The 24,456-nt window shown below is 40.3% G+C and carries 33 protein-coding genes; 12 read left to right on the forward strand and 21 right to left on the reverse strand.

Going from position 1 to position 24,456, the window contains the following annotated elements; genetic code table 11:
• Nucleotides 1–96 precede the first annotated feature (96 nt).
• Complete coding sequence (locus G1O98_RS00280; RefSeq protein WP_163926632.1) at nt 97–1,224, forward strand: hypothetical protein; 1,128 nt, start codon at nt 97–99, stop codon at nt 1,222–1,224.
• 136 nt (nt 1,225–1,360) lie between these two features.
• Here the strand turns inward: G1O98_RS00280 and G1O98_RS00285 are convergent, their stop codons facing one another.
• From G1O98_RS00285 to G1O98_RS00335, 11 genes are all read right to left on the reverse strand, one after another.
• Nucleotides 1,361–1,861 carry a hypothetical protein gene (locus tag G1O98_RS00285; protein ID WP_163926633.1) on the reverse strand — a complete coding sequence of 167 codons (501 nt, stop codon included), beginning with the start codon at nt 1,859–1,861 and terminating at the stop codon, nt 1,361–1,363.
• 45 nt (nt 1,862–1,906) lie between these two features.
• Nucleotides 1,907–2,203 (reverse strand): hypothetical protein, encoded by a 297-nt coding sequence (locus tag G1O98_RS00290; protein ID WP_163926634.1) that lies wholly within the window; start codon nt 2,201–2,203, stop codon nt 1,907–1,909.
• A gap of 4 nt (nt 2,204–2,207) precedes the next feature.
• The gene (locus tag G1O98_RS00295; RefSeq protein ID WP_163926635.1) at nt 2,208–2,678 is read right to left on the reverse strand and encodes a hypothetical protein; all 471 of its coding nucleotides are present in this window, start codon (nt 2,676–2,678) and stop codon (nt 2,208–2,210) included.
• A 35-nt stretch (nt 2,679–2,713) separates the two neighbouring features.
• Nucleotides 2,714–2,929, reverse strand: a complete 216-nt coding sequence (locus G1O98_RS00300; protein WP_163926636.1) for a hypothetical protein — start codon at nt 2,927–2,929, stop codon at nt 2,714–2,716.
• Nucleotides 2,930–2,964: 35 nt separating this feature from the next.
• Nucleotides 2,965–3,408 carry a hypothetical protein gene (locus G1O98_RS00305; RefSeq protein ID WP_163926637.1) on the reverse strand — a complete coding sequence of 148 codons (444 nt, stop codon included), beginning with the start codon at nt 3,406–3,408 and terminating at the stop codon, nt 2,965–2,967.
• Between the two features lie 9 nt (nt 3,409–3,417).
• Nucleotides 3,418–3,717, reverse strand: a complete 300-nt coding sequence (locus tag G1O98_RS00310) for a hypothetical protein (protein ID WP_163926638.1) — start codon at nt 3,715–3,717, stop codon at nt 3,418–3,420.
• Between the two features lie 11 nt (nt 3,718–3,728).
• Nucleotides 3,729–4,109, reverse strand: a complete 381-nt coding sequence (locus G1O98_RS00315; protein WP_163926639.1) for a hypothetical protein — start codon at nt 4,107–4,109, stop codon at nt 3,729–3,731.
• Nucleotides 4,110–4,280: 171 nt separating this feature from the next.
• A complete protein-coding gene (locus G1O98_RS00320; protein WP_163926640.1) occupies nt 4,281–4,775 on the reverse strand; it encodes a DUF262 domain-containing protein in 495 nt (164 codons plus the stop codon).
• Nucleotides 4,772–5,632, reverse strand: coding sequence for a hypothetical protein (locus G1O98_RS00325; RefSeq protein ID WP_163926641.1), 861 nt, complete (start codon nt 5,630–5,632; stop codon nt 4,772–4,774). The genes G1O98_RS00320 and G1O98_RS00325 overlap by 4 nt, the downstream gene beginning before the upstream one ends.
• The gene (locus tag G1O98_RS00330; protein WP_163926642.1) at nt 5,629–6,579 is read right to left on the reverse strand and encodes an HNH endonuclease; all 951 of its coding nucleotides are present in this window, start codon (nt 6,577–6,579) and stop codon (nt 5,629–5,631) included. Before G1O98_RS00330 ends, G1O98_RS00325 begins: the two co-directional genes overlap by 4 nt.
• A 52-nt stretch (nt 6,580–6,631) precedes the next feature.
• The gene (locus G1O98_RS00335; RefSeq protein ID WP_163926643.1) at nt 6,632–7,168 is read right to left on the reverse strand and encodes a hypothetical protein; all 537 of its coding nucleotides are present in this window, start codon (nt 7,166–7,168) and stop codon (nt 6,632–6,634) included.
• 42 nt (nt 7,169–7,210) lie between these two features.
• On the opposite strand from G1O98_RS00335, the gene G1O98_RS00340 reads away from it, so the two are divergent.
• The 6 genes from G1O98_RS00340 (at nt 7,211) to G1O98_RS00365 (ending at nt 10,699) form a co-directional block, all read left to right on the forward strand.
• Complete coding sequence (locus G1O98_RS00340; protein ID WP_163926644.1) at nt 7,211–8,248, forward strand: HNH endonuclease domain-containing protein; 1,038 nt, start codon at nt 7,211–7,213, stop codon at nt 8,246–8,248.
• Nucleotides 8,249–8,256: 8 nt separating this feature from the next.
• Nucleotides 8,257–8,523, forward strand: coding sequence for a hypothetical protein (locus G1O98_RS00345; protein ID WP_163926590.1), 267 nt, complete (start codon nt 8,257–8,259; stop codon nt 8,521–8,523).
• Complete coding sequence (locus G1O98_RS00350) at nt 8,498–8,797, forward strand: hypothetical protein (RefSeq protein ID WP_163926645.1); 300 nt, start codon at nt 8,498–8,500, stop codon at nt 8,795–8,797. Before G1O98_RS00345 ends, G1O98_RS00350 begins: the two co-directional genes overlap by 26 nt.
• A gap of 4 nt (nt 8,798–8,801) precedes the next feature.
• A complete protein-coding gene (locus tag G1O98_RS00355) occupies nt 8,802–9,188 on the forward strand; it encodes a hypothetical protein (RefSeq protein WP_167306165.1) in 387 nt (128 codons plus the stop codon).
• Between the two features lie 79 nt (nt 9,189–9,267).
• Nucleotides 9,268–10,353 carry a DUF3696 domain-containing protein gene (locus G1O98_RS00360; RefSeq protein WP_163926647.1) on the forward strand — a complete coding sequence of 362 codons (1,086 nt, stop codon included), beginning with the start codon at nt 9,268–9,270 and terminating at the stop codon, nt 10,351–10,353.
• Nucleotides 10,354–10,357: 4 nt separating this feature from the next.
• Nucleotides 10,358–10,699: a hypothetical protein gene (locus G1O98_RS00365; RefSeq protein WP_163926648.1), complete on the forward strand. Its 342-nt coding sequence runs from the start codon at nt 10,358–10,360 to the stop codon at nt 10,697–10,699.
• Between the two features lie 91 nt (nt 10,700–10,790).
• Here the strand turns inward: G1O98_RS00365 and G1O98_RS00370 are convergent, their stop codons facing one another.
• The 4 genes from G1O98_RS00370 to G1O98_RS00385 form a co-directional block, all read right to left on the reverse strand.
• Nucleotides 10,791–11,357, reverse strand: a complete 567-nt coding sequence (locus tag G1O98_RS00370) for a hypothetical protein (protein WP_345940512.1) — start codon at nt 11,355–11,357, stop codon at nt 10,791–10,793.
• Entirely contained in the window at nt 11,342–12,004 is a 663-nt protein-coding gene (locus tag G1O98_RS00375) for a TVP38/TMEM64 family protein (RefSeq protein ID WP_163926649.1), read from the reverse strand. Before G1O98_RS00375 ends, G1O98_RS00370 begins: the two co-directional genes overlap by 16 nt.
• A gap of 4 nt (nt 12,005–12,008) precedes the next feature.
• Nucleotides 12,009–12,611 (reverse strand): CDP-alcohol phosphatidyltransferase family protein, encoded by a 603-nt coding sequence (locus G1O98_RS00380; protein ID WP_163926650.1) that lies wholly within the window; start codon nt 12,609–12,611, stop codon nt 12,009–12,011.
• A 149-nt stretch (nt 12,612–12,760) separates the two neighbouring features.
• Nucleotides 12,761–12,940 carry a hypothetical protein gene (locus tag G1O98_RS00385; protein ID WP_163926651.1) on the reverse strand — a complete coding sequence of 60 codons (180 nt, stop codon included), beginning with the start codon at nt 12,938–12,940 and terminating at the stop codon, nt 12,761–12,763.
• Nucleotides 12,941–12,993: 53 nt separating this feature from the next.
• On the opposite strand from G1O98_RS00385, the gene G1O98_RS00390 reads away from it, so the two are divergent.
• The gene (locus G1O98_RS00390) at nt 12,994–13,311 is read left to right on the forward strand and encodes a YciI family protein (RefSeq protein ID WP_163926652.1); all 318 of its coding nucleotides are present in this window, start codon (nt 12,994–12,996) and stop codon (nt 13,309–13,311) included.
• A gap of 189 nt (nt 13,312–13,500) precedes the next feature.
• On the opposite strand, the gene G1O98_RS00395 is transcribed toward G1O98_RS00390, so the two are convergent.
• The 5 genes from G1O98_RS00395 to G1O98_RS00415 all read right to left on the reverse strand — a co-directional run bounded on the left by G1O98_RS00395 (nt 13,501) and on the right by G1O98_RS00415 (nt 20,810).
• Nucleotides 13,501–15,330: a 3'-5' exonuclease gene (locus G1O98_RS00395; protein ID WP_243458303.1), complete on the reverse strand. Its 1,830-nt coding sequence runs from the start codon at nt 15,328–15,330 to the stop codon at nt 13,501–13,503.
• 7 nt (nt 15,331–15,337) lie between these two features.
• Complete coding sequence (locus G1O98_RS00400) at nt 15,338–15,484, reverse strand: hypothetical protein (RefSeq protein ID WP_163926591.1); 147 nt, start codon at nt 15,482–15,484, stop codon at nt 15,338–15,340.
• Nucleotides 15,465–19,592: an AAA domain-containing protein gene (locus tag G1O98_RS00405; protein ID WP_202985772.1), complete on the reverse strand. Its 4,128-nt coding sequence runs from the start codon at nt 19,590–19,592 to the stop codon at nt 15,465–15,467. Before G1O98_RS00405 ends, G1O98_RS00400 begins: the two co-directional genes overlap by 20 nt.
• Nucleotides 19,593–19,738: 146 nt before the next feature.
• A complete protein-coding gene (locus G1O98_RS00410; protein ID WP_163926654.1) occupies nt 19,739–19,987 on the reverse strand; it encodes a helix-turn-helix transcriptional regulator in 249 nt (82 codons plus the stop codon).
• Between the two features lie 331 nt (nt 19,988–20,318).
• On the reverse strand, nt 20,319–20,810 hold the full coding sequence (locus G1O98_RS00415; RefSeq protein WP_163926655.1) for a hypothetical protein: 492 nt from the start codon (nt 20,808–20,810) through the stop codon (nt 20,319–20,321).
• 97 nt (nt 20,811–20,907) lie between these two features.
• Here G1O98_RS00415 and G1O98_RS00420 point away from each other — a divergent pair, with 97 nt between their 5' ends.
• The 4 genes from G1O98_RS00420 to G1O98_RS00435 all read left to right on the forward strand — a co-directional run bounded on the left by G1O98_RS00420 (nt 20,908) and on the right by G1O98_RS00435 (nt 23,771).
• Nucleotides 20,908–21,159 (forward strand): hypothetical protein, encoded by a 252-nt coding sequence (locus tag G1O98_RS00420; RefSeq protein WP_163926656.1) that lies wholly within the window; start codon nt 20,908–20,910, stop codon nt 21,157–21,159.
• Nucleotides 21,160–21,294: 135 nt separating this feature from the next.
• Nucleotides 21,295–22,308, forward strand: a complete 1,014-nt coding sequence (locus tag G1O98_RS00425; RefSeq protein WP_163926657.1) for a transposase — start codon at nt 21,295–21,297, stop codon at nt 22,306–22,308.
• Nucleotides 22,309–22,759: 451 nt separating this feature from the next.
• Nucleotides 22,760–23,197: a low molecular weight phosphatase family protein gene (locus G1O98_RS00430; RefSeq protein WP_163926658.1), complete on the forward strand. Its 438-nt coding sequence runs from the start codon at nt 22,760–22,762 to the stop codon at nt 23,195–23,197.
• 127 nt (nt 23,198–23,324) lie between these two features.
• Nucleotides 23,325–23,771, forward strand: a complete 447-nt coding sequence (locus tag G1O98_RS00435) for a hypothetical protein (protein WP_243458304.1) — start codon at nt 23,325–23,327, stop codon at nt 23,769–23,771.
• A gap of 86 nt (nt 23,772–23,857) precedes the next feature.
• Here G1O98_RS00435 and G1O98_RS00440 read toward each other — a convergent pair whose 3' ends face one another.
• The gene (locus G1O98_RS00440; protein ID WP_163926659.1) at nt 23,858–24,226 is read right to left on the reverse strand and encodes an S-layer homology domain-containing protein; all 369 of its coding nucleotides are present in this window, start codon (nt 24,224–24,226) and stop codon (nt 23,858–23,860) included.
• Nucleotides 24,227–24,456: the final 230 nt, after the last annotated feature.

Here is a 24,456-nt window from a genome sequence, read left to right on the forward strand (position 1 = left end):
ATTGATAAATAAGCCCATTAATTTATATAGAAAATTCTTGAAATTGGAGATTTATTAAATTTACTGTATTTTAATTCAGTAGCAGAGGGAATCATTATGCACAACCACATCTCGCGCCGTGCGTTCTTCATTGGCGCGGTGAGAGCGGGAGCGACCGGACTTGCCGCCACGTCCCTCTCAAGAACCGGACTTCTCGGCAGCATCGCCGTTGCACAAAGCCAACCTCGGCTGCGGCTCAACCTGCCCCCATACCCATTCTTCGACAACCTTCGAACTGTCATGACCGAAGATATAGACCTCCTCGACCAACTCGTGAGCGCCTACGCACGCACAACCCCGCTTGGAGGTCACGATCCGATTGACTTCCTCTCACGCTACGTCCCGGTGTACGTGTTCGAGCAGACACTCCGACCGTCCGAACCCGGCGACCCGTCGCTTTCGACGTTGCTGTGGCTGATGCACCTTGCCGGGTATTTTGGCGGCGTGTGGTTGCGCGACGCTTTCATCCGCTTCCCGGTGCCGGGTTCACCGAACCCACGGCCCGGATTTGCGCCGACCGCCAATAGCTTTAACGCGATTGTGACGCGCATTAACGCCGTGCTCACAGCATTCAACGGCAACGATGCCGGAGCGATCGCTTACGCCGAGGGGAGTCTTCGGGGTGCGTCGCTCCAGGGACTCACCGATAGCTACGGGTACAACGCGGGCTACCTCGACCAAATTCTCACTGGTTCAAAGCCGACGAATGCGATGGCTCCTGTGGGCTATTTCATCTACCGCGACACCTTACTCTTCGACGGTACTTATGCTGTCGAGGAGATCCGCCCGCTCGATGATTGGCGGCGACACACCGAGCAAGCCGCAAGTCGGCCGGGCAGTCGCTATGCTGAGATTGTCAACGGTGCAGGTGGTGCCGACTCACTCCTGGCAATCCAGTCGTCCGGGGTTGTGCGGGGCAAGGCAACGTGGCAGCCCCAGAACGTGTTCCTTGCAATAGCGAACTACGACCAGCCCACGTATGACCTGCTCCTCGTGACCAGCGCGTACTTCTTGCAGTGCATACAGGCTACTGGGCTGGCGGCCCTTGCAGCATCGGCAGTTGGGAACGCAGACTGGGCGCGGGCCGCCGTGCGATCAAATGCGATGGTTGCGCCCTATGGAGGCAGCTACAGCGTTGGCCTCTTTGACAACACTGGTCAGCTGCCGACGTTCACGATGGTCTGACGGTTGACTGGTCGCCGTGGGCTGCGGACTTTGAGGTTCGTCAGCGTCCGTCACGCTTGGGGGTCGGGCGATCGCTCTTTTTTCCTCTAAGAATTGGGGGAGCGATGCCTAACGGCGGGCTGCGCCTACGCACTAATCATTGAGCGTCTATCACCTCAGTGAGTAGTGCGTGAGGTGGAAAACCTTCTCGTAATAGCTGGTGTTCATTCATGAAATCGTTGTCTAGGATTCCATAGCATTTAGTCTTTTGGGCTATTTCCCTTACAAAATCATCGGTGAAGACTACTCCAAAATAAGCACTACCTTTAAATCGCTCATCTATCCAAGTTGGATCAATTAATTCTCCATCATTATTGACCAGCCAAGCATGGGATACAGCTATATCAATATCCTCACTAATAGCAAATCCTTCACAGTAGTTTAGGTTTGGATACCTCAACAATCCTTTTAAGCAATTTTCAAAGCAAGCTTTACGTTCACCTTTAAATGGTGATTTAACCTGAGTTACAAAAGGTTTACCATAATCCAAAACTAGCCTTTGTGTACTTTTGTAGCGGAAATCAGAACGTGTGTTAAGTTTATCAATTAAGTCTGCTTGTTCTTTTAATATTGCTAGCAGACGGTCTAGATTATTCATTTCATTATTAAATTCCTTATTTAATATTAATTGAATTAATTTTAACTAAATATTAAACCACCAATACTTATGAACTCCTGTCAGTTTTGACCCAGCTACTGCGTGTTCATCAGCCCATGTTAGTGTACTACCATCCCCACACTCGTAACCATCCCCACCAAATTTACTTACCCCCTCTTCTACTACTTGCATCATCACTTTAATAATCATTTTCTCAGTTACAGAAATATTATAATGTTCTAATAGTAAAGCTTTGATATCTTTAGTACAAACATGGTCAAAGAATCTAGGCTTTTCTTGAAGAATACTAATAATTAAATTTTTTAATTCTTCTGCTTTCACTGTCTTAAAATCCCTGTTGTTCTAACTGTCTGAGTTTTTCTAACTTGCGATTTAGGAGTGAGGCATCAGTTTCTGGTTCACCATTGTCATCTGCTGTACGTTCCTCTTTCAGCCATTCCAACAGTTCGGCTTTTGGACGAAATGACATTATAGGGCGCTTCTGGTTGTAATTTTCTTGAGCTTGGTAAAGTGCATCACGGTTGGCTTCATTCCATCGCTGCTGATTAGACTTAGCAGAAGATTTGCTTTGTGAAAACTCTGGCATAACTTCAATTTTGAGATAGCCTCCTTGACTTTTGAATTGCCAGCGACTATTGTAATGTTCAAAATGTTTTTTTGCCCCTCGTTCAGTTTTCCAACGCTTGCACCAATGTAAATCTGTATTGGTAAAAGCATATTCACTATCACAGCTAAATGTGTATAGCCAACCTAAAGGCTTATCTTCTTTAGTATAACAACGGTATCCGTAGTACATATAAGGTTAAATCACAGACCTAAGCTTTTTTTCAGCTATTTTGATAAAAGTACTTCTCTAACAGCTAACTTAATTTCATCTGCTGTTTTACCAATTGGGTTATAGTCTGGTGGCAGTTTAAAAAACTCAGATGCCCAATAGCTGTTTTTGGTTTTTCGCTCGTATTTTTCTACTTCTTTGTAGGAACTAATGCAAATTTTATCTTCTGTAAAGTACAATCTGACTTTTCCCTCTTCATTTGGCTCAAACATAAAACTTAACCTCAATTGATTAAATAACTGAACTTTTAGCTTGTAGGTTCGTGTTCGCTGACATATTTTTTGATAATTTGCTCAATTTCTAATTCCATCACATCCATGCGACCATCAACATCAGCATACCAGCCGTATTGATTAAGTGCTTTAATAGCAGCATTTACCGCTAATGCCGCAGCTTTATCACATCTACCTTCAGGTGATGCTAAGTATGCCTTATATTCTTCTTTTTGTTGCTGACGTTGTGCCGCCTTCTCTATAACAGCTTGAGCTTTTTCTACAGTACACAAATAAGTTCCCTCGCCCAAAGCACCTACTTCTCTTCCATTTCGGTTGTAGCGAGTGCCATTTTTGAGAGTAATTGTACCACTAGATGAAATATGTATAACTTCTTCAATTACGGCTTTAGTGCCACGCTTGTCATCATAGAAAAATACTCCGATTTTATCCCCTGATTTTAGTTCTAATGTGTTCATATTTTTTTATTAAAAAATAAACTCAATTGATGGTGAAATATTTACTGCACGTTCACCACCACCTCTAAGACCGAAAGCACCACGACCAGATGGAAGGTAGTCTCCAGTTTTATAAATCACATCTTTAGCCCCAGCCATTGCTGCAATTTCTTGATTTTGGTTTTTAATGAGAGTTTGTAGTCTCCGAGTATCTATACCTGGAACACGAGCTAAAAATGTTTTTGTTGATTGTGAAACTCGATTTAGTACACCCATCGCTACATAAATTTTGATGGCATTTTCTAGAGATGCTCTCTCTTCATTAGTCATAGAATTATTGCTCATAACATCAAACTTAATTCCAGTAATGCCTCAGTTTGTGTTAACAATCTGTCTGTGTACGGCGATCGCCAACAAACCCCCGGCTGTTGTGGGTTGTCTTCCTTACACCATCCGGCATCACGTAGCTTTTTTGCTTCAGCGTCACGTTGAATAATCCGTGCCATAATTTCTCTGGCCTGTGCAAGTGTATCCACCCGCCGTAGCTTAGTCTTTTGACTGCTGCTTACTTGAAACGGAGTTGCCCCGCTTCTATCTTCAATCAACCACCCCGAACTTGTGTTACTCCGTCCGGGTATACCGTTAGAGTAATAGGTATTTCGGACATAAAACCTACCATCACGAGTAAGATATTCACCTGCCTCGATACGTTGCAGCTTCATGATTGTTTTAATGGGGATAGTCAGAATGTGCGATCGCTTACTCTTTTATTGTACATAGTTTACTATGAATTTACAATCTGTGCGTTTAGCTAACTGATAGCTGCCAACACATTTTCGCTAGCCCAAAGCTTCCTTTTTCCTATTGATGATCTGGTACGCCATCGCAGCTCTTTAATTAAGGTGTTCTGCAATAATCTCTATGATTTTTGCTATTTCTTCGGGGCTGGCATCCTCTGAAGGGATAATCGATATCAAAGATAGAGAATGGCGATTCAGCACTCTCTTTGCATGATATGGAAGAGTAGCATAAGTGCATCCATTTAGTTCTGTCTTAACTTCTAGCCCGCTCAAAACTAATTGATTACTGTAAAAATCGACAATTGCTTTTAACCTTTGCTTGCCATCAATAACTTCGTGTGTATGATCTGACCTTTCATAGAGAACAATTGGCATTACAGGGAAATTAATAATAAAAGATTCAATTAGCTTGGATTTTTTAACATCATCCCAATTCACAGCAGATTGACTCTCATTATCAATCACCATGTAATTAGGATTAAACCTGATATTGTCAACTAAGGCTGGTAGCTTTATCCTGTTAATTTCTTGAATTAATTTATATTGACCAGATTCATATTTGCCATTAACTTCATCGTCTGTCATCATGATGATTCTTTTCCACTCATTACTAAAACTGGCTCAATCCAAACTAGTTTTCTTTGCTGTCTGCCTTCCCCGTAAGGCTGATTGCGTAAGAATCCGCGTCTCCAATGAACGCTTTTAGTACCATGTGTACCGCTACTGCCTTCACTGCTTTGCGTCCCTTCACGTTTGAGTCGATATCCAAGTCCTAGCCAAAGTGGTTGATAAAAATCTTGCGCTTGCGCTTTGCCAAAACCTCTATTCACCCTAACTAGTTCGCTTGTTGTATCTACAAGTTCAGGGCGGCACTCCATAATCAAAATTAATCGTAGTAAAATTGAGTGCAAATATTCATTAAATTCTACAACTACCTGCGGATTAAAATCTTTAACATCGGTATATCTGAACTTTTTTAAATTATCACTAACTTTGAATCTGCGGCAGAAAACACTATCTCCATCGATTGCAGCCCAATAAAGCAAGTCATCAGATGTATCATAATGCCAAAAAATTGCATCAATACTACGTTTTTCTGGGGAAAAAACTATACCCTTGGGCAGCATAAAAAATCCTGTTTTCATTGCCCATTGCAAATTTTCAACTTCAACATCTAAATTTGATTGCATCAATGCGCTCAACAAATCATTATTTACCCAGTAAGCGGGGCATTTGGCTTGCCCTACTTTAAAAAGTGTGTAAAGGCTAATATACCTTGAATCCTTGGGGTTGCTTCTGAGTGATGAAAGCAATAATTTTTCGGTAGCAGAAAAATACGCATCAGCAACAATACCGCAAATTTTCTCATAGCTTTCGTAACCGTCTACATGAACAACGGGACGAATAGCAATTTCATTAAACCAACCTCTAGGTTTTTTGCTCATGCAGCACGCCTTGAAAACTCTTCACGATGCCATTGTAGAGAATCTTGTCTAGGATAATACTGTTGTTGGCTTGGTAAGATAATGCGATCGCCCCTAAATTCTCGCATTGGTCTAGCGTTGGGTGAATCTTCCCGCAGGTTGTCAGAGACGATGATAGTGTAATCGTCGTTGATAGTAAACCAGAAGCGGTCAAATGCCCAGTGATGATTTTTGCATAGTGACAGCCCGTTATCAATGCGGTCATCGTAGAACTGGGAGAATGGTTTGATGTGCGACCCGTCCACAATGTTTTGACCAAGTGAGTCAAGTATTTGTAACCCGCAGAAAGCGCAAGTGTGGTTGTAAGTTGAGACAACAATTTTACGAAAAGCACCATCTCGCACAATTACAGCTTGCTCATCTTCTAATTCCTCTGGTTGATAGACCTTGCCACCAGTGCGCTGCAATTGGTCTTGCAACTCTGCAAAGGCATTGACTTGCAATAATGGCTCAATATCCTGTGTACGCTCGTTAAACCAGGAATTAATGAGTGTGTGGGTTAGTACAGTGCGTTCGCTCTCGTTTTGCAGCAGTGACCAGAGTTCATCATCAAGGTGGGCGTACTCAACTGCCTGCCGAATAGCCCCAGGAGTAACAATTTTTGCTTTAGATGTAACCGTTAATTCAAATCCGAGATTGGGTTGGAAATGCCAAAAGCCATCGCTTCTAAGGTAAAAAAAGGGTTGCCCAATATCTGGTTTGCGTACTGGCTCCAGGTGACTCCAAAGTTTAAGAAATGTGGCAATGAGTTCAGCCGATAAAGGAATTTGGTTTCGCCTAATCTCCCCTTGGCTTATTAGCTCAATAATTGACAGCAGCAAAATGGGTTTATTCGGTGCAACCCCATTAGAACGGGATACCCTGAGATTGGCAAACTTATTGATGTAGTAAGCGAGATTTTTCGTCATTATTCACATAACTGTATAGGTCGTTTGCCATCTGCCACAAATTCTTACTGATTTACTCAACTAGAGCTAGAGCAATTTTGTCATTTAAAATAACTGCTTTAGCAGTAGTTATTGGTGTATAAGGCATTACATCTTTGCAATAAAACAGTGGGTGGTCGGGATGCAAGTTATATGTAACTCGCTGGTAGCCTAATCCTATGAGCGATCGCACTGCGTTATCACTCAGCTGCTCCCACCCTAACGACTGCAAAATACCCACAACATAGGCGTGGACATTTTTGCGCTCTTGAGTGATCGTACGTTCTCGTCCCTTGCGCTCAACCTCAAACACGGCATCAGTCAAGGCACACACCCCAGCATGAGTTAACAACAACCCGCTTTTTCCCCCTTGCTTGAGTGAAAAGACGTGGTAATGCAGGTTGAAGTAAACTGCTACACGCTGACCGTAATATGCGGCTGGGTGAATTGTGCTGAATGGATACCGATGAGTCATGATGAGCGTGCAGCTACAACCCGCATATTCTACAGCAAATATTAGCTGAATAATACTGATAACCGTAATGGAACTGATGTGTTTTTCGATACTCAAAAGTTAGGCTGTAGCCGAAAGCAATGAGTATCTAAAAATACAATGAGCGAGTCAAAGTTTTTTGCGATTGACCCGACACTGGAAGATTACTGGCGGGCAGCTATTTTGTTTGGTAAAAACGTTGCCTGTTACAAATTTGCGTTGGGAAAGTCTCTGCTAGAGCTTGCAACGATGGGAAAGACAATAATTACCCTAGACGAACTCGCCGAACCATTCTCGCGGCATGTCGTTGAGCATTTACAACAGTGCGATACCCAAAATCAAGCCAGTGAGAAACCATATCCTTTTATTCAAGCCTGCCGACAATTTAACAAAGGTGAAATTACCAAAGACAAATTGATTGCAACAACTGCTCAAGAGGCTTTTAAAGTCGTGCTTGATAAGTTTCATAACGTAAATTCACAACCGCTATCGGTTCGCTTTTTTGACAAGACAAGAGGTGGTATTACCGTAACGGATGAACTATTTCGATTAGCACAAACTGAGCAATTCCAGAATTTCACCCAAGAAGTAGAGGCGCGGTGGCGATTAGTAGAGACGGCATGGGAGTTAAACATTTCTCGCAATTTGATTGCTGTCAGCTATGACCCAGAGTTAAAGTTGTTGTTTACAATAAGCGATTGCAACCGTCGCACAGATGTAACCTCATGTAGAGATGCACTCAACGGCTATCAGAAGGGCAAGTGTTTTTATTCCTTTGCGGATATTTCGATTAAGCCTACGCAGGTAAATTTAACAGATGTAGACCATTTTTTACCACACACGTTAGGAAAATATGGTATTCAAAACCTTGATGGCGTGTGGAATTTGGTATTATCATCCCAAAATTGCAACCGAGGGGAGCGAGGCAAGTTTGACCGACTGCCCCACATTAGATATTTGGAACGGTTGCATACTCGAAATGAATACTTAATTAAAAGTAATCATCCTCTTAAAGAAACTCTAATTTGGCAAACAGGAGTTACAGAACCTGCTCGACGGAAATTTTTACTGTCAATGTATCATACTGCACAATCGAAGTTGGGTTGTCCTCAAGATAAAACTTGGCAATCAGAGTTTGAATATTCAGCAACGTTCTAAAATAGCAGGTGCAACGTCTGGTTTCCAAAAAAAATATGCGCGAATATCGCTGCACCCGTAATGTCCTCTATGCTCATGACTGCACTGGGCGTAATGACATTAGAGAACGACAGGGACATTACATCTGGGCAATCAACGAAGAAGCTGCATGGCAAGAAATGGCACTGCGGTATCCAGAAGAAACCACAGAAGGGTTTACTGTGGAGGAGTGGGAAGGGTTTGATGTTAAGGTAGTCGAGGTGAAACGGGATGACGAAGGAAACATTATTGAGTAACTTGAGCGATCGCCCTCCGCTTTTAATGGAAGCATTGGCTGAGGTTAGGGCTAGCGGACTGTGCAATATGTTCAATTATGCCTGCGTTATCATCACCCTTCAAGACCTTGGTTTTGAATTACAAGCAGATTGGTTAGAGGAACATCTTGATATTTATAACGAGATTTTAATACATGAATTTTCTCGGTGGTTGCAAGCTAATCCTCGCCCCTTTAGAGAATCTGTAGCTCAACGGGTGGCTAGAGAGACTGGGTTGGAACTAATTGAGGAGTAATAAAGTGACACAAAGGGAAATAATTAAACAACTCCTTAACCCCTATGATTCTTCTCAAACAGAGTGCGATGGTATGACCCGCATCTGTCACACTGTACTAACTAATCACAGCATTGAGCATCAGCCAATGTTTGGGGTTTTGACTCAACATCATCAACACATTGAGCCGCATTTTTGGATTGATTTACCAAGTGGAGAACGCATCGATTATCGAGCTAAGATGTGGTTAAAAGGAGAGGGTATTCCTCACGGAATCTTTCACCCTCAAGACTTTCCAGATGTTATTTATACTGGTGAACCTATAGAGTTAGATGTGTTATCACCAACACTTTTTGAAATCCTGACTCTTGAGTTTGATTGGGAAAAATTTCAGCAAGATGAAGTACTTTAAATTTTATTGTGTTTAAGTTTTTTAACTAAGCCAATTAACTATAGTAAAATTGAATAAATAAAAAAACATTTTAACTATAATGATTAGCTCATTACGGCTGCTAAATTTTAAAGCATTTGAGAATCAATTAGTTGAATTCAAATCGCTTACCCTACTCTCTGGTTACAATAGCACTGGTAAATCCTCTGTGTTGCAAGCATTATCACTGCTGCATCAATCTTACCAGCAAAATTTACTACAAAGCACTGGTTTATTGCTCAATGGAAACTTGGTAAATATTGGCACAGCAAAGGACGCTTTGTATGAAAATGCCAAACAAGACTATGTAGGATTTGGGCTTAGTTTTAAAAACGAAACTAAGGGAATTTGGCACTTTAACTACAACTCCTTAGAGAGAGAAGCAGATTTTTTAGAGAGTGGATTCCAATCTGTTGATGCCGATGTTTATCAGTCAAGCATTTTCAACGGGCAACTTTATCACCTTCAATCAGAACGTGCAACAACTACATCAGGAATATTAAATTACCAAAGGCGAAAACTTAGACAAATTGGTGCGCTTGGCGAATATACAGCACATTTTCTCTACACTTATGGTAATCAACCAATTCCTATCGCCGAACTCGCTCACCCGCAAGCAAAATCAACAAATTTGCTAGACCAAGTTGAAGCATGGATGGGAGAAATAATTTCTGACCTACATATCCAAGTTGACGCATATCTAGATATGGATTTGGTTAACTTAAAATTTAGTGACCCTACCGGGTACGGCATTACCTACGTTTTACCAATTATCGTGGCAATTCTAGCATCAAGTCCAGGTGCATTAATTCTGATTGAACACCCAGAAACCGGACTCCACCCCCAAGCACAAACAAAGCTGGGTAAATTGTTAGCCCTGGCTGCTAACTGCGGCGTTCAAGTTGTGGTAGAAACTCATAGCGACCAGATTTTAAACGGCATTCGTCTTGCGGTACATGGTGGTAAAATTGAGTCAGAAGATGTGCAATTACATTACTTTCAACGTCAAGAAAACCAAGGTCAAGCTTTTATTAAAGTTGTGTCACCACGCATTGATAAAGACGGCAGAATTGACCGATGGCCTGATGGGTTCTTCGATGAATGGGAAAATAGTTTAACAGTTTTATTAGAACCTGCAAAAATATAACTTTATGAACGATTTTACACAAACGCAAACATTTTTGCTTAGACAAGAAGCTCAAGCGAATTTAGATAATTTAGTTAACAATTTACAAACAATACAAACTTTATTACAAGAAGGTCAAAGCCCAAGAATAGAGAATATTATTAAAGAATCAATATGTCTTATTGAAAACATAATGCCAAATCTAGCATTTGATAATGCTTTGAAATTGACTTATTTAGTTAGATTCTTAGTGAATTGTCTGTTAGATTTAGAAACAATCACCAGTGATACAGATAAAATCAATCAGACTATTCAAGAAATTACTATTTGGCATGATACCCTTATCACAATATTCCAATCCAACTAATATATTTAATAAATAGAGATGCACATTAACACCTAATATCAATAAACACGTAAATGTGTGTAGCGATGCCTACGCTCATCCGGCAGTTCTATTACACTTCCAACTCTCGTAGCAGCGCCTCATTTATCCTTTGTGCCTCTTCCCCACTAGTTTCTACCACATCAAAAGCTTCTTTGACTGCTGCTTGCACTCTGGGCGGTAGTGCTTCAAATTTCTCGTTGTTGAGTATGGAAATGCGGCAACCAATGTAGGGCATAAAATCAATGAATGGCTGCATTCCCGATTTAATCAACAGTTTTGATAACAAGGTAATGGGATGGTAGGGTTTATCGTTGTCTGAAGTGCTGTTAATTTCCGATGCAAAATAACCACACAGCCAACTGAGGCTATCAATGTCTTTTTTTAAAGCTGCAACCGTACCATTTAACACTTGCTGGTTGAGCTTAACAGGCAGGTTGTCAAAAATTTGGTCTAATGCTTCTGGGTGTCGCTGTTGGCAATAACACACCGCAGATTCAACAAGTTTATCGATTTTTGTGGGTTGGCGTTGTCCAAATCCTTTGCCAGACATGGTAGTTGATGTATTCAATACAAGGATTTTAGCAGGGTTTGGGGGGATTGAGTGATTGGAGGCGATCGCTTCTATTTCATTTTCCACCAGCACTTAAATAACAATGGTGACACCGATAAAAATACCAAAAAAATCGACGCAAGTATAAACGAAGAGGCATCGCTTCCTTGTAAAGCTGTTTTTCCAGAAGCACCCAACCAAGTATAAGCAATCGTGCCTGGAATCACTCCAATTAAGGTTCCAAGGGTATAAATCTTCAGGTTGATTGTGGTTAGTGCCAACAAAAAGTTAATAATATTAAACGGAGCAATCGGGGCAAAGCGTAGGGATAGAACTAAGGAAAAGGGATTCTGTTCGAGTGCTTGATGCCATTTTTTCAGCAGTTTATGTTGACCGAATTTTGCTGTTGCCCAATCTCGAAATAGGTATCGAGTTAGACAAAATGCTCCTACTGCTCCCAATGTTGCGGCTAATGTAGACAAAATGCTTCCCCATCCCAAACCAAAAACCATGCCTCCAGTTAATGTATGAATTGTTATCGGCAAACCTAAGACTGTGACCAATACGTAGGTGCAGATAAATAAGGGAACAGCCCAAATACCTAATCTTTGCAACCAAAATGAGAGAATCTCTTGATTGAGTAAATTCCGTAAGGGAGTTGTGAAAAAGAGTAATATTGCACCCAGCAGTAGTAAAATCTGGAAATTTTTGCGTAGTAAATGCTTTAATCTCACGGAGCTACACTCCGTCCTGACTAGTTGACGAGTGCATCAATGCTTTACGTAACTCTACTGCATGAAAGATACTCAAAATATCACATTGCCAAGTTGGTAACAACAGCGTCATAGCAATTTCTTCTAAACTATTGAGCCAACAAAGCGCGATCACAAACCAAAGGGTGTTCACGTAACCAAAACCAAATAGCCCCACTGTCGCCGCAAGTAGGGCTAATCCCCATGCTTTAGCAGTGTAAGTATGGAAACTGGGGAATTTCTGAAACTTGATTAAACTAATCGCGAATAATATTAGTTGGATAGCGATCGCGGATAATAAAGGTACTCGAAAATCGATGATTACTTGGGGATATACTAACCAAGTGCTAATCGCCACACACAAATATAAACAAATATCAGCCCAGCTATCTGCTTGACGAAGTTGGGCTGTACTAACCTTTAAGCGACGGGCAATGATACCATCAAAAATGTCTGAAAGTACGGCAATAACGTAAGCGATGATGAACCAAAAACTGGTTTTATGGTCTAAAGCATCGAAAACTAGTAAAGGAGCTAGAGCGAAGCGCATCCCCACTAAAATACTCGGAAGATGTGATAGTTTTATCATCGTTCCCACTTTCCTGACGTTAATTAAATTAGTATAAAAACTGTAATGACATTGACAAATTTGCTACAAGTATAACAATACAGCAGTTCAAGAGCGATGGCTTTTGTTTGCTATGCAACGCTACCGCGTTTACCACACTTCGACAAAGCTCAGTGACCACCGTAGGCATCACTTGAGGTTTCCTCGCTTGAATTTGTTTTGCTTGTCACCTTCTCTAATACTGTCTCCAAACGAGTGGTAAATTCTGAAGGGAGATGGGCTACGCCCCGCAAAGAAGCGATCGCTCTGAAAGCAAGGGTTATGCGACTGCAATGGTAAACGCGCTTCAACTATACTTATAAAATCTGAACATCATCCCAAATCACTCAGTAAACAAGAGGATATGTCTCAACTTTTTGCCGTTGTTGTCGCAACTGTTCCAGAGTATTACGACTATAAAAACGCTCACCCAGAACATGACCTTAATCAACTGGCTTGGTTTCGTGAGCAGTATGACAAAGGAACACTACTGTGCTGTGGCCCGTTTTTTCCCCATGATGGAACGGGGCTGTGGGTCATTCAGGCGGAGAATTTAGAAGCGGCTCAAGCAATTGTCAACAGTAGCCCCCGTGTGCGGGATGGGATGTTAGCGGACTCTGCTAGAGTTGTGGAGTGGCAGGTTCACATTGGACATGAGCGTTTTGAAAGTGTAAATAGATAGAAGCGATGTCCCGTTACCTAACGGCTCAAATCAAGTGGAGCTAGCTATGTAACTACCAATTAAACTGCTTTCCTACTGACTGTACCCAAAGCTTTCTCAAGACGAGTGGTAAATTCCGATGAGCGATGTCTGCGACGGGCTACGCCTACGCTTTCCCTTTTCCTCTAAGAATTGGGAGAGCGATCGCAATCAAATTACTTTACCTAATGCTGTCTCTAAACGGTTGGTAAATTCTGAGGAGCGATCGCAGGTCATAATCAACTGCTCAATCGCCCGTGTCATCGCCACATACAATAGCCGTGCTTCTTCTTCTGGTGTGCCGTGTCCGTACTGGTCAGGCATATAACCAATGCCTGGGATGCAAGCCACGGGAAATTCTAACCCTTTAGATGAGTACATGGTTATGAGTTTGATGCTTTGTTCGTCCGGGTGATAGTTGCGGCTGTCACTATTGGCATTTACCCACTCTATTGGGATTTGGGCTTGTTGGAAGTGGTTATAGATGCGATCGCCCATAAACTTGGAGCGGTAGATAATTGCTATTTCGTTCCAAGGGATATTTCGCTCGTGTAATTGTTGCACTCTGTCGGCTAGGTAATCTACCTCATGCTGAAAACTGGGTAAACGGATGAGGTCTGGTTTGGGGCCTTGCCGTCCGGCACTAGCAGGTTCTACCAATACCACTTGGTCATCATCCCCGGTGGTCGGTTGCATTACTTTCTTCGCAAATTCGTAGGCTACCTTTAACACCTGCTCTGTGTTGCGGTAGTTGAGTTTAAATATGGTGGTGCGTCCCTGTGCCTGGATGCCTACGCTCTTAAAGCTAAATTTCTTGTCGCGTTTTTCACCGTAGAGGTTTTGGGCATCGTCGTAGAGGATAAGCAATGAATTGGTTTCGGGATTGACCATCTGGGCAATCAACTTTAACCACTCTGGTTTAAAGTCGTGTCCTTCATCGAGCATGACAGCGCCATAAGTGCCAGCCGGTATTAATTTGGCATCGACGGCGGTAATTACTCTGTTAACCAATTCGTCTACATAATCTTCACCTTGATACTCCCTAGAGTCGGGTCTGGGGATGTTGTATTTTTTTAGTAAATCCATGCACCAGCCATGAAAATGCCGTACCTTGATGCGACTGATTTTGTTTGGGTCTTCTTGAACCACCTGCCTTAGTTTGGCAGCTAAGGAAACGTTGAAACACAGTACCAAAATTGGTTTATTGCTGACTTGAGCAAGGTGCTGACAACGGTAGGCTAAAATCATCGTTTTGCCGGAACCAGCCACACCATGAATTACCCGATGTCCATCTCCTAGACTCCTTGCTAATTGTTCTTGCTGCAAGTCCATAATTTTGAGAATGTCGGGGATTTGCAACTGTGGTGATTCTTCGGTGGTGTCTACATCAAATAAAGATAACTGCTTGGCACTAATGCGTAATTCTGGGAAGATGTGCCAACGTATTCTGTCTATTTGGCTGCTAGTAAGGGTCTTGCCAAATTGATATGCCGATAAATCCCAAATTCGCTGCTGAAATTCCCCTGCATCTGTGCTAGGTAGCATTTCATCTTTGCAGATAACTAAATGTTCTTCAAACACTGCTGGTAGTTCACTGTTGTTAAAATCTTTGCGGGTGATGTTGGTGAACACGACCCCATAACCGTAAGCGATAATCAGCTTACCTTGATATTTACCTTCTTGCTGCACCAGGGCGCGGTCTTTTTCTAGCATTTTGTTGACTGCTAGGGCATAACCTCTGGCTTGTTGTAGTGGGTGTTTAACTTCCTTTACCCCATCTTCAGTAAGTAGTGTGACTGTGGAGGGGTTGATACTTTGAATAGTGTCTAACTTCCAGTCTTTCACCTCAAGGATGAACAAACCCCGGCTGGGGTGCAGCACGATAAAATCTGGGTGCAGCTGCTTTTTACCTAGTGGCACGTCATACCAAAGTAAATAGTCATCCTCTAATTTTTCCTCTAAGCGCTGCGCTAACCTCTTCTCGCCAGGGGTCATCTGCATTGAGCAGCTATTGAATGAGGGAATTAGTGTGGCCATAGCAAGTATGATTTGGGGTTTCCTCTAAGAATAGGAGGGGGCGATCGCATACAGGACTAAGAGCGATCGCTGTACTATTATCTCTTCTATCTCCCATTTCAAGGATTTGTAAACACATCAACTGTGTGTCCAGCGATTTGTTCTGTAAAAATCAGTTCAGAACATTGTGAACGCAAAGTTTTCCAAAGAATTGCTTCTTCATAGTTTTCAAGTTCTGTTGGAATATAATCCAATAGTGTTTTAGAGCAAACTATTATTAAGCGTTTTTTAGCTCTTGAAAATGCAACATTTGAGCGGTTTAGACTAAGAATAAACTCCACATTTTTACTAATTGCTGATTGATTACTTGCTGTTGCAGAGACAATGACATTATCACGTTCACCACCCTGAACTTTTTCGACAGTATCAATAACATCTACAGCCTTTCCGTAATCAGTTTCCAATTCTGTTTTTAGCAATGATCTTTGAGCACGATGTGGCGTGAGAATTGCAGTAGAATTATCAGGAAGTTCTCCTCCTGCATCAAGAATCTGTTTGATTATTTCTACTTCAATTTGATTACTACGTTTTGATTCACGTTCAGAATGCAAAACAAGATAAAGTCCTTTCGTTCCTTGTAAAAGCTGTTCCCAAGTTCCTGCAATCTCTTTCTCTTCTATATTTTGCTCTTTTTCTTTGCCTTTTAGTTGAATATCATCTTTTTGATATACAGGTTCAATTAGTTTACGAATTTCATAAGGTAGACGAAAAGTATTATCTAAAGGAGAACGTAAAATTGCTTCATCAGCTACTGGAGTTTCTGAATTTTCTTTTAAATTTTGAATTGCTTGGTAGGCACTGACATAGGGTTGGTAAAATACAACAGGAGGACGATCTTCATTTTCCCAGTCATGGGTAACAATAGGAGCAAGTTGTCGGTGATCTCCTGCTAACATAATTTCACCATCATTTCTAACTAATGTAGCTAAAGCCAGAAAGTGAGGAAATACCATCATACTTGCTTCATCAACAATTAGAGTAGTTGTTTGAAAACGTTGAGGATATTTATTAGTAAACGTCGGTTTACTATTTAATTCATCTACCATTTTCAAAATTGCACTGGTTGTACCACCAATAACCAATACATTATTAGATACCATTTGAGTAACTTTTCTAACACAAGATTTAGAGGAAAAGTCTTGTATAGTTCCACCTGTAACCTCAATTTCTGAAGAATGTACTTTACTCAACTGAATAGCTGGGGTGGTAAGTCCAGATTTAGTGGTGTGCTGGTTTAAAATAGGTAAAAGACTATCTAAACGTAATAGTAGATTATCCACCGCCGTATGGGTATGAGCCGTAATAATAACAATATCACCAGCAGAACAACGTGCCATAATTCTCATAAAAGTTGCGATCGCAGTTGTTTCTGTTTTCCCAGTTCCTGGTGGGCCTTGCAAAAGTTGAATTCTTGTATTTAGTCCATTGATAACTGCTTTGATTTGCTTATCGTCTAATCTTTTACTGTTTGGTAGTGGTAAAGTCTGAAGTAGATTTTCATATTGTTCTAGGTCATTCGATGAAATAGGAGTTTGTGCTGGAATTTGCGGATTTTGTGGAGCTAACCATTGACAAACATGATTTCCTTGACTGTTTTGTAGTTTCTGATCAACTTTACCAGCTACAAAATCTGAGGGACTTTCATCAATAGTGGCATAATCATAAATATATTCTCCAGTTGCAAAAAAACGACCACGGAGTTGATAACGATCTGGGCTGTTTGTTTGTCTAACTGCAAGTTCAATTTCTCCAGTATGCCAATCAATTGTTTCTACAACGCAGGTACTTCCACCACTAAAAAGTTGATTAATTGTTTGACCGTGATGTGAATTTTCAGAACTAGGACTGAGCCTAATGAAAGAACCTGCATCAATGGTGCAGTTAGCTTGCAAAACTTCAGCAGTAATATTGTATCTATCAAGATTAATTTCTGCCTTTAGCCTATTGTTACTGTACCATCTGACATTTTTCACGGGGATTGTTCGCCCCGAAGAAATCCGATATATAGGTGGTATTAAATGACTTGCAATCCAATCTGTTACTTTAACATGCTGATCTAAACGTAAAAAATCTATAGCTGCTTGAGCAGCATCATCTATACCTAAGCTGAAATCAGGTAAATCAGCAATTATTAAAGATTCTTTAGTTATATCTGAATTCTTAAACCTAATTCCTTCTTCAATCCATCTTATAGCATGAGTACGAGCTTTAAAATATTCTTCTAAGTAATTAGGTTTCTTTGCTTCGTTGTAGCCTTCAATGGAGTTCTTCAATTTTGGCGTAAGCTTTGGATCGTTTGGTTTAGGAAGTTTATTCCATAAGGCACGCCAATAAGCTGCACTCAAAGAATTAAAGTATCTTAGCCTAACCTCAAACTGATGTTTACGGGTACTTTGAGAATTTGGTGTTGCCCATTGATGCTTATTATCTATTTCTAAATTAGTTTTAAAGTCAAAGACATCTTGAGAAAAAGCCTGATCTAAATTAATCTGTTGTCCATTAATCTCCCGTCTCCAGTGGTAACGTCTCCCAAACCACTTGAGGGAGGTTACAACTGCTAAATCTCTTCCTGTCCATCCCAAAGCATAACGACGATCTACTTCATCATAAAGACAAGAGTAAATCAATTGTTCCAAACTTTCACGACAACCAAGTAATTCTCGCAAATGACTTAGAAGTTGAGAGTCAACGCGAGAACACCCCTCAACGAGTTGAGTCATTTCCTGGCGTGACCAAACATAAAAATGAATTGGTGCTTTTTCTGTTCTAGCTACTTTTGCAATTTTACCAACTAATTTTGATAAAAACCCCTGTATTAGCTGTTTTTCAGAACCGTTATCTACTTTATAATCTCCTGTCCATGCAGATGTTTGGAATTCAATTAAATCTTCACCTTCAAGTTCTTTTTCTTTATACTTATTTTCATCATGTTTTTCTTCTATATATTCTTTAATATTGGGATCTGGTTGCCATTTACCATCTTCATTTTGTAAAAATTTCGGATCTAATTTTCCTTTACTTTTAGTGATATGAGCAGCTAACGCACCTATTCTATTTTCTACATAATCATACTCAACAGAAAGATAAATACGGATCAGACGTTCTTCATTGATTATATGTTCTGGAAGTTGACTCTGACCCCCTGAATAATTTGGTAGTGCTTGTACTTCATAAGTATTTGGATCATAATCTCCATCAGGAAGGGTATGTCTACGAGTTTCTGCCTTTAATTTAAGTAGCTCTAAATTATCTGTAAAACTTATATCTTGTTGAATTTGAATAGATTGATTTCCTGTTAAATCAATATTAGCTAAATCATCAATAGTATTAATACCTGCCTTATGTAAAGAATTGACAATTGATGAGTCTATTCCTAATAATTCTAAACGGCGTTCTCTAGCACTTTCAGCCAAACAATGAACACTCAATGTACAATCACTACATTTTTGATCTAACTGATAATCTAAGTCAGCTAAGTTAACTTGTACAATTCGATATAATGAACCATCAAGAGCTAATAAACGGTTAATATCAGATTCTATAATATCCAGGTTTAGAGGTTTAGATTGAAGAATTTCTTGACTTTTATTATTTTCATCAATTCTAACAACAACACATTCAATATTTTCAGGCTTCAGTTCTACTTTATTAATAATGATGGGGTTATCTTTTATCAACTGACGTACAATCAATCGATATACAGAAACCTGCACTTGATGATAAGTTCTATCTTTTCGAGATGCCTTACACTCAACTAATCGCAATTTTGGTTCATCTTGTTCCCAGAAAATAATTGCAAAATCTATTTGTCCACCGATATTAAATTCACCTAAATTTCCGTTTATGGAGATTTCTCGTCCATAAGCTTTTTGTCCAACTGACAATTTTTTTAACTCTTCAACAAAGTCATTCCAATCAGTTGGTTGATTTGAATTTGAATTTTGACTAACTTGAGTTAAGTTAAATAACCCCATTTTTTGAAGTGAAGTTTCCCATTCTTTCTCTCTTCTGTAACCTTCTTCCTTTAAAATTGGGTCTAAAGAAGTAGCAAAAATTAACTCCGAAAAGGGAATTTGTTTAGCAATTTCGTATTTATTTAACTTTAACTTAAATCGGCGATCACAAGATTTATAACGAATATATTCGGCAATATCGGTTACTTTAATTGATGGTTTTTCTGTTGACATAATAATAGTAATTATTTGTATATTCTTTGTCTTATAGAATTATTTTTGCTGCAAAAAACGTTCACAACATTCCAGAAAATAGATAATCATCCTTACAAAATTACCGCTTTTAACATTACAAATTCCAAAGATTCTGGGGATATAGGTTAATTTGCCAAATACTTCTCCAACAAATCCTTACCTTGATCGCCCATCTCGTGCAGTTGCGCCTCAATCTTTTCCATTGCCAAAGGCGACGGTTTAGAGCGCCCATTTTCCCAACGGTTGATTGTTGGGTAAGTGACACCTAAAGTAGCTGCAAACTGTTCTTGTGTTAGTCCAGTCAAAAGCCTGAGTTCACGAATGAGCTTGCCAACTTCTGGCTGGGTGATGACTAGGGGCTTTTTTGTGACCATCTAGCTTCTGAACTCAAATAATAAACTTGATGTAACACTTGATATATCATCTGACATATTTTAACTACATCAAGACTGGTGCGCTCTCCGCGAATACTCGGAAATTTTTTTGGCTCAACAAGATTCAACGCAGTTTTGTTCAACTGAAAAGGTAAGGTATAGAATGCCATAACTTCGTTAAGCTGCGCGGATCGCACCCCTACATCTGCTCCATCTCCAGTACCAGCAACGCATACTATCACTTCTATTGCCAGAGCGATCGCCCAAAATTCTTAGAGGAAATGTAGTAGACAGGTGTAGCTTGCCGCCGTAGGCATCGCCCCCTCCCACCCTACAGCTGCTCCATCTTAATCCCCGCCACTTCCATCATCACCGTAGTAATCGGCACAAGCCGCCCCACAGTTGTGTAGTGACTGCTTCCTACGGGTGTTGTAGTTGAGCGCTCCCGAAACCGCTTCATGGTAATCAAAAACCACTCTCGCGTTTTTGGCATAGGTAGCTTATACAGTTGGCGAGTGTTGACAAAGTAATAAAATAGCCAGTCTGCCTCAGTGTACATTAAGCAGCCGGGGGTTCCTTTCTCTAGGTTGCTGTGGGTTTCAAAGAAAAAGTTACGAGTTTTATTCCACCTATCGCCCTTAATCTCAATCAAAATTTCGCCACTGTGCGTTTTCCAGATGAGGTCAATATCTCTGCGTTGAAACTCTGGGTCATTTTCAACATTAACAACGCTAATAGTTTCTGGTTTGGAGTAAAGCCAAGCCTCGATGTCAGCAGCAGCCAGCTTTGCCACTTCTTGAGCTTCGTGCATGGTGTAGGTCATCGCTGTATCTCCTGTACCAGCAAGGCATATTAGTTTATTATTTCACTATTAAGGGTAATTTTACTTTTTAAAACTTAGTTATTTGAGTGTTGAAACTATGAAATCAAATGAGGTTTATGAAATTTTAATTAAGACTCTGGAAGTAGACCAAAGTAGAATTAGTAATCTTGATTCTACTCAATTTACCATTAAAGGTTGGTCTATTACTTTAGTATCTCTTCTTGTTGGTTTTACATTTCAATACAAAAACAAAGCATTTTTATATATTGGAATAGTTGCCACTATACTTTTTGGAATCCTTGATTACTTACAGGACTTACGCAACTGGCACAGAGCGATCACTAATTGATAGTACATAGGTATTATTTAAATCTGATTCCGAAAGCCTTGTATTCGTAATAAAAGTCGGTGTATTGGAAGTAAAGCATGAAATATTCATGAGAAAATAGGTAGAGGTTGTATGAGATAAATTTTGCTTACGGTAATGAGATTTACTAAACTTAATTACTGCCAATACTTATTAAGTAGTCAAATTAATTATACGATGACCAATTTGGCAGAGCATTTAGAGACTATTAGCCATGATGCAATTAACTATTATTTGAAAAGAGAAAAGTTAACACCTCGGTTACTATGGGATAACGTGAAAGAGGTAGTTGAGCCTGATACCAATGGTTACATAATATTTGATGATAGCGTTTTAGATAAAAGATATTCTGAAGAAATAGAAATAGTTAGGAGACAATATAGTGGTAATGAGCATGGTGTCCTCAAAGGTATTGGTGTAGTTAGTTGCGTGTATGTCAACCCTACTATTCAAAGATTTTGGGTAATAGATTACCGCATTTTTAATCCTGATGTCGATGGTAAAACCAAGATAGACCATGTGAAAGATATGCTGCAAAACCTTGAATATCATAAGCTTTTACCATTTGATACTGTTTTGATGGATACATGGTATGCCGTACATAGTTTAATGCTTTATATTGATAGTTTAGAAAAAATTTATTATTGCCCTTTAAAAAATAATCGGTTAGTTGATGATACATTTGCCAAAGAAAAATATAAGCGTATTGAATTATTAGAATGGAGTCATGAAGAGTTAGAATGTGGTAAAATCATAAAAATTAAAGGATTTCCCGCGCAGAAAAAAGTGAAACTATTCCGGGTTACTGTTTCTACCAACAGAACGGATTATATCGCCACTAACGATTTATCGCAAAGTTCCACGGATGTTGTACAAGAGGTGTGTAAAATTCGTTGGAAAATCGAGGAGTTTCACAGAGAAATTAAACAATTAACTGGCATTGAATCTTGTCAGTGCCGTAAAGCTAGGCTCCAAAGAAATCATATTGCTTGTGCAATGTTAGTTTGGGTTAGATTAAAGAATTTAGCCTATCAAACTGGTCAAACTGTTTATCAAATCAAGCATAATTTGCTTTCTAATTATTTAATTCAGCAACTAAAACGCCCAAGTATTCCTATGTGCTTGGTTTGATTTAAATTGTCATGTGGCAGGGCTACGCCCTGCCCGCTATTTGTGCCAGTTGCGTAAGTTCTGACTTATACAGAAAGGTTCAACTCAATCATGTTGAACGCTCTACCAACATCCTAGAGTATATACAAAATACATATCTAGAAAATAGTCAGAATATTAATATTCAAATACCATTTGGTAAATATAGAAGAAATTTTCTTAAAGATAATTCCATAATTTTTTTGTTTAATGGGTTTGTAATATTGATGTTAATTATTCTAATTTTCATACCGATGCAGTAAACAAAAGCCATTTGAGTGTCATTGTAATTGCGATGGCGTACCCGCCCACCTTCGGCATCGCCCCATCGCACCCATCTAATGAGAGTGAAAAGTAGCCTGGATATCTTGCAAATTACCCTATTTACCAGTACAAAGCCCGTAGGCTTACTGAAAATCATTTGGTCAACTCAATGAATAAAATCTTGTTCCTTTGTACAGGCAACTACTACCGCAGCCGCTATGCTGAACATCTATTTAATTGGTTAGCTACTAAGCAGGGGTTAGATTGGCAAGCTGATTCCAGAGGGTTAGCACTTGAGCGGGGTATCAACAATGTGGGGGCAATTTCCCAGTATGCGCTTGAAGCTTTAGCAGTGCGCTTGGTGAACCTACCAGATGATGAACGGTTTCCACTGCCAGCCAGTGAGCAGGATTTTCAGTCAGCCACTAGAGTTATAGCCCTAGATGAATTAGAACACCGTCCACTAATGAATGAACGCTTTCCCCACTGGGCAGATGTGATTGAATACTGGTTAGTTCACGATATAGATAAAACCTCTGCAACCGTTGCCCTTGGGCAAATTGAAAAAAACCTACTGCAACTGATAGAACAATTAGCTCAAAGTTAGTAGCAAGGCTATAGGCGATCGCTCCTTTCCTCTTGTGAAAATGGGAAAGCAATGACACGGAGCAATGGCAAAAAGTTGATGTTATGAAAAAACATTCCAGCGATGCCCAAAATTCTTAGAGGAAAAGTTGTACCTCAATAGTGATCGCACTTTCTTGCCCAAGCTAGGCAACGCACCTCAACAAATGGGAACCCTGGTAATAGTTGCGTTTATCACCACCATGAAATTCTTAAACTTCCTCAAACCCAAACCAGCCCAGCCAACAATTGATAACTACGGGCAACAAGCCTGCGGTGTCCCTCAAGAGCAAATTCAATCACTGATGGAATGGCTATTTGCTAGTTTGCTGAATGCTGGATATTCTGGAAAGTCACACCTAATTTGGTACAACAGCGAGAACCCAGATCCCGCAAGAGAGCAGATGATAAAAAAAGCTATGCGCTCCTGTGAACCAGTTTTCTTGTATCGCTGTGGTAGTAGGGTATCGTCGCCGCCTACTGGGTATTACTGGCGGATGATGGACGAACATCCATCAATGCGGATTTATCAGTTAGAGCTTAAGGATGGGGAGTGATAAGTTTTTCAGTTCTGGCCCAAGTGGGAGCGATGCCACCAGAAAGGGCGCTTCCGCCATCGCATAAACTAACTGCTGTCGAATACTTATTTTGTAGCAGGTGGGGTATCAACTCGCTCGTTGAGTTCTCGAAGTTGTTGGTTTAATTCCCTTTGTCGTTTGAGCAAAATTTCCAAATCTTGCTTCGTTGCTAAATCCGCCCTGTTAGCGGGAATAAGTTGATTTAGCTGATTTAGGCACGTATTCAATCCAGCAGCGAATTCATTGCGCGTAACCGGGCGCGAACCTTGATATGTGCCATCAGGATACCCAGATAGACAACCTGCCTGGGGAACTGTGTTGCGCCCGTCGTTTGGTATTTGTGACAGACTTTTTGATGGATAGAAAATAATTGTTGCTAGTGCCAAGGTAGTTGTAACGGTGGCGAATGGGAGCAAGCCAGCAATTGATGACATCTTAAACATTGGTCGCAGCTACAGGCCATTTACTCCTTCACCTTATCAAATTAATATTCGACTTTCAAACTTAGCTTAATTCTTAAAGTAGATGAGATAAATCATTAAAAATATATATACTGCAATTATCAAGCAATGAATTTATTAGCTCCCAGTTTTAGACCTACTAGGAGCTTTTTTATTTATTATCCATCTCAATTAGGGGGTATATCACTAGAAGTAACAGCATT

This window comes from Nostoc sp. UIC 10630 (assembly GCF_010747425.1).
In the GTDB taxonomy this organism is placed as follows: domain Bacteria; phylum Cyanobacteriota; class Cyanobacteriia; order Cyanobacteriales; family Nostocaceae; genus Nostoc.

Coding starts and splice junctions, on each gene's coding strand:
- G1O98_RS00280 (WP_163926632.1), top strand. CDS start 97: ATGCACAACCACATCTCGCGCCGTGCGTTCTTCATTGGCGCGGTGAGA.
- G1O98_RS00285 (WP_163926633.1), bottom strand. CDS start 1,861: ATGAATAATCTAGACCGTCTGCTAGCAATATTAAAAGAACAAGCAGAC.
- G1O98_RS00295 (WP_163926635.1), bottom strand. CDS start 2,678: ATGTACTACGGATACCGTTGTTATACTAAAGAAGATAAGCCTTTAGGT.
- G1O98_RS00300 (WP_163926636.1), bottom strand. CDS start 2,929: ATGTTTGAGCCAAATGAAGAGGGAAAAGTCAGATTGTACTTTACAGAA.
- G1O98_RS00305 (WP_163926637.1), bottom strand. CDS start 3,408: ATGAACACATTAGAACTAAAATCAGGGGATAAAATCGGAGTATTTTTC.
- G1O98_RS00310 (WP_163926638.1), bottom strand. CDS start 3,717: ATGACTAATGAAGAGAGAGCATCTCTAGAAAATGCCATCAAAATTTAT.
- G1O98_RS00315 (WP_163926639.1), bottom strand. CDS start 4,109: ATGAAGCTGCAACGTATCGAGGCAGGTGAATATCTTACTCGTGATGGT.
- G1O98_RS00320 (WP_163926640.1), bottom strand. CDS start 4,775: ATGATGACAGACGATGAAGTTAATGGCAAATATGAATCTGGTCAATAT.
- G1O98_RS00325 (WP_163926641.1), bottom strand. CDS start 5,632: ATGAGCAAAAAACCTAGAGGTTGGTTTAATGAAATTGCTATTCGTCCC.
- G1O98_RS00330 (WP_163926642.1), bottom strand. CDS start 6,579: ATGACGAAAAATCTCGCTTACTACATCAATAAGTTTGCCAATCTCAGG.
- G1O98_RS00340 (WP_163926644.1), top strand. CDS start 7,211: ATGAGCGAGTCAAAGTTTTTTGCGATTGACCCGACACTGGAAGATTAC.
- G1O98_RS00350 (WP_163926645.1), top strand. CDS start 8,498: ATGACGAAGGAAACATTATTGAGTAACTTGAGCGATCGCCCTCCGCTT.
- G1O98_RS00360 (WP_163926647.1), top strand. CDS start 9,268: ATGATTAGCTCATTACGGCTGCTAAATTTTAAAGCATTTGAGAATCAA.
- G1O98_RS00365 (WP_163926648.1), top strand. CDS start 10,358: ATGAACGATTTTACACAAACGCAAACATTTTTGCTTAGACAAGAAGCT.
- G1O98_RS00380 (WP_163926650.1), bottom strand. CDS start 12,611: ATGATAAAACTATCACATCTTCCGAGTATTTTAGTGGGGATGCGCTTC.
- G1O98_RS00390 (WP_163926652.1), top strand. CDS start 12,994: ATGTCTCAACTTTTTGCCGTTGTTGTCGCAACTGTTCCAGAGTATTAC.
- G1O98_RS00395 (WP_243458303.1), bottom strand. CDS start 15,330: ATGCAGATGACCCCTGGCGAGAAGAGGTTAGCGCAGCGCTTAGAGGAA.
- G1O98_RS00400 (WP_163926591.1), bottom strand. CDS start 15,484: ATGTGTTTACAAATCCTTGAAATGGGAGATAGAAGAGATAATAGTACA.
- G1O98_RS00405 (WP_202985772.1), bottom strand. CDS start 19,592: ATGTCAACAGAAAAACCATCAATTAAAGTAACCGATATTGCCGAATAT.
- G1O98_RS00410 (WP_163926654.1), bottom strand. CDS start 19,987: ATGGTCACAAAAAAGCCCCTAGTCATCACCCAGCCAGAAGTTGGCAAG.
- G1O98_RS00415 (WP_163926655.1), bottom strand. CDS start 20,810: ATGACCTACACCATGCACGAAGCTCAAGAAGTGGCAAAGCTGGCTGCT.
- G1O98_RS00420 (WP_163926656.1), top strand. CDS start 20,908: ATGAAATCAAATGAGGTTTATGAAATTTTAATTAAGACTCTGGAAGTA.
- G1O98_RS00425 (WP_163926657.1), top strand. CDS start 21,295: ATGAGATTTACTAAACTTAATTACTGCCAATACTTATTAAGTAGTCAA.
- G1O98_RS00430 (WP_163926658.1), top strand. CDS start 22,760: ATGAATAAAATCTTGTTCCTTTGTACAGGCAACTACTACCGCAGCCGC.
- G1O98_RS00440 (WP_163926659.1), bottom strand. CDS start 24,226: ATGTCATCAATTGCTGGCTTGCTCCCATTCGCCACCGTTACAACTACC.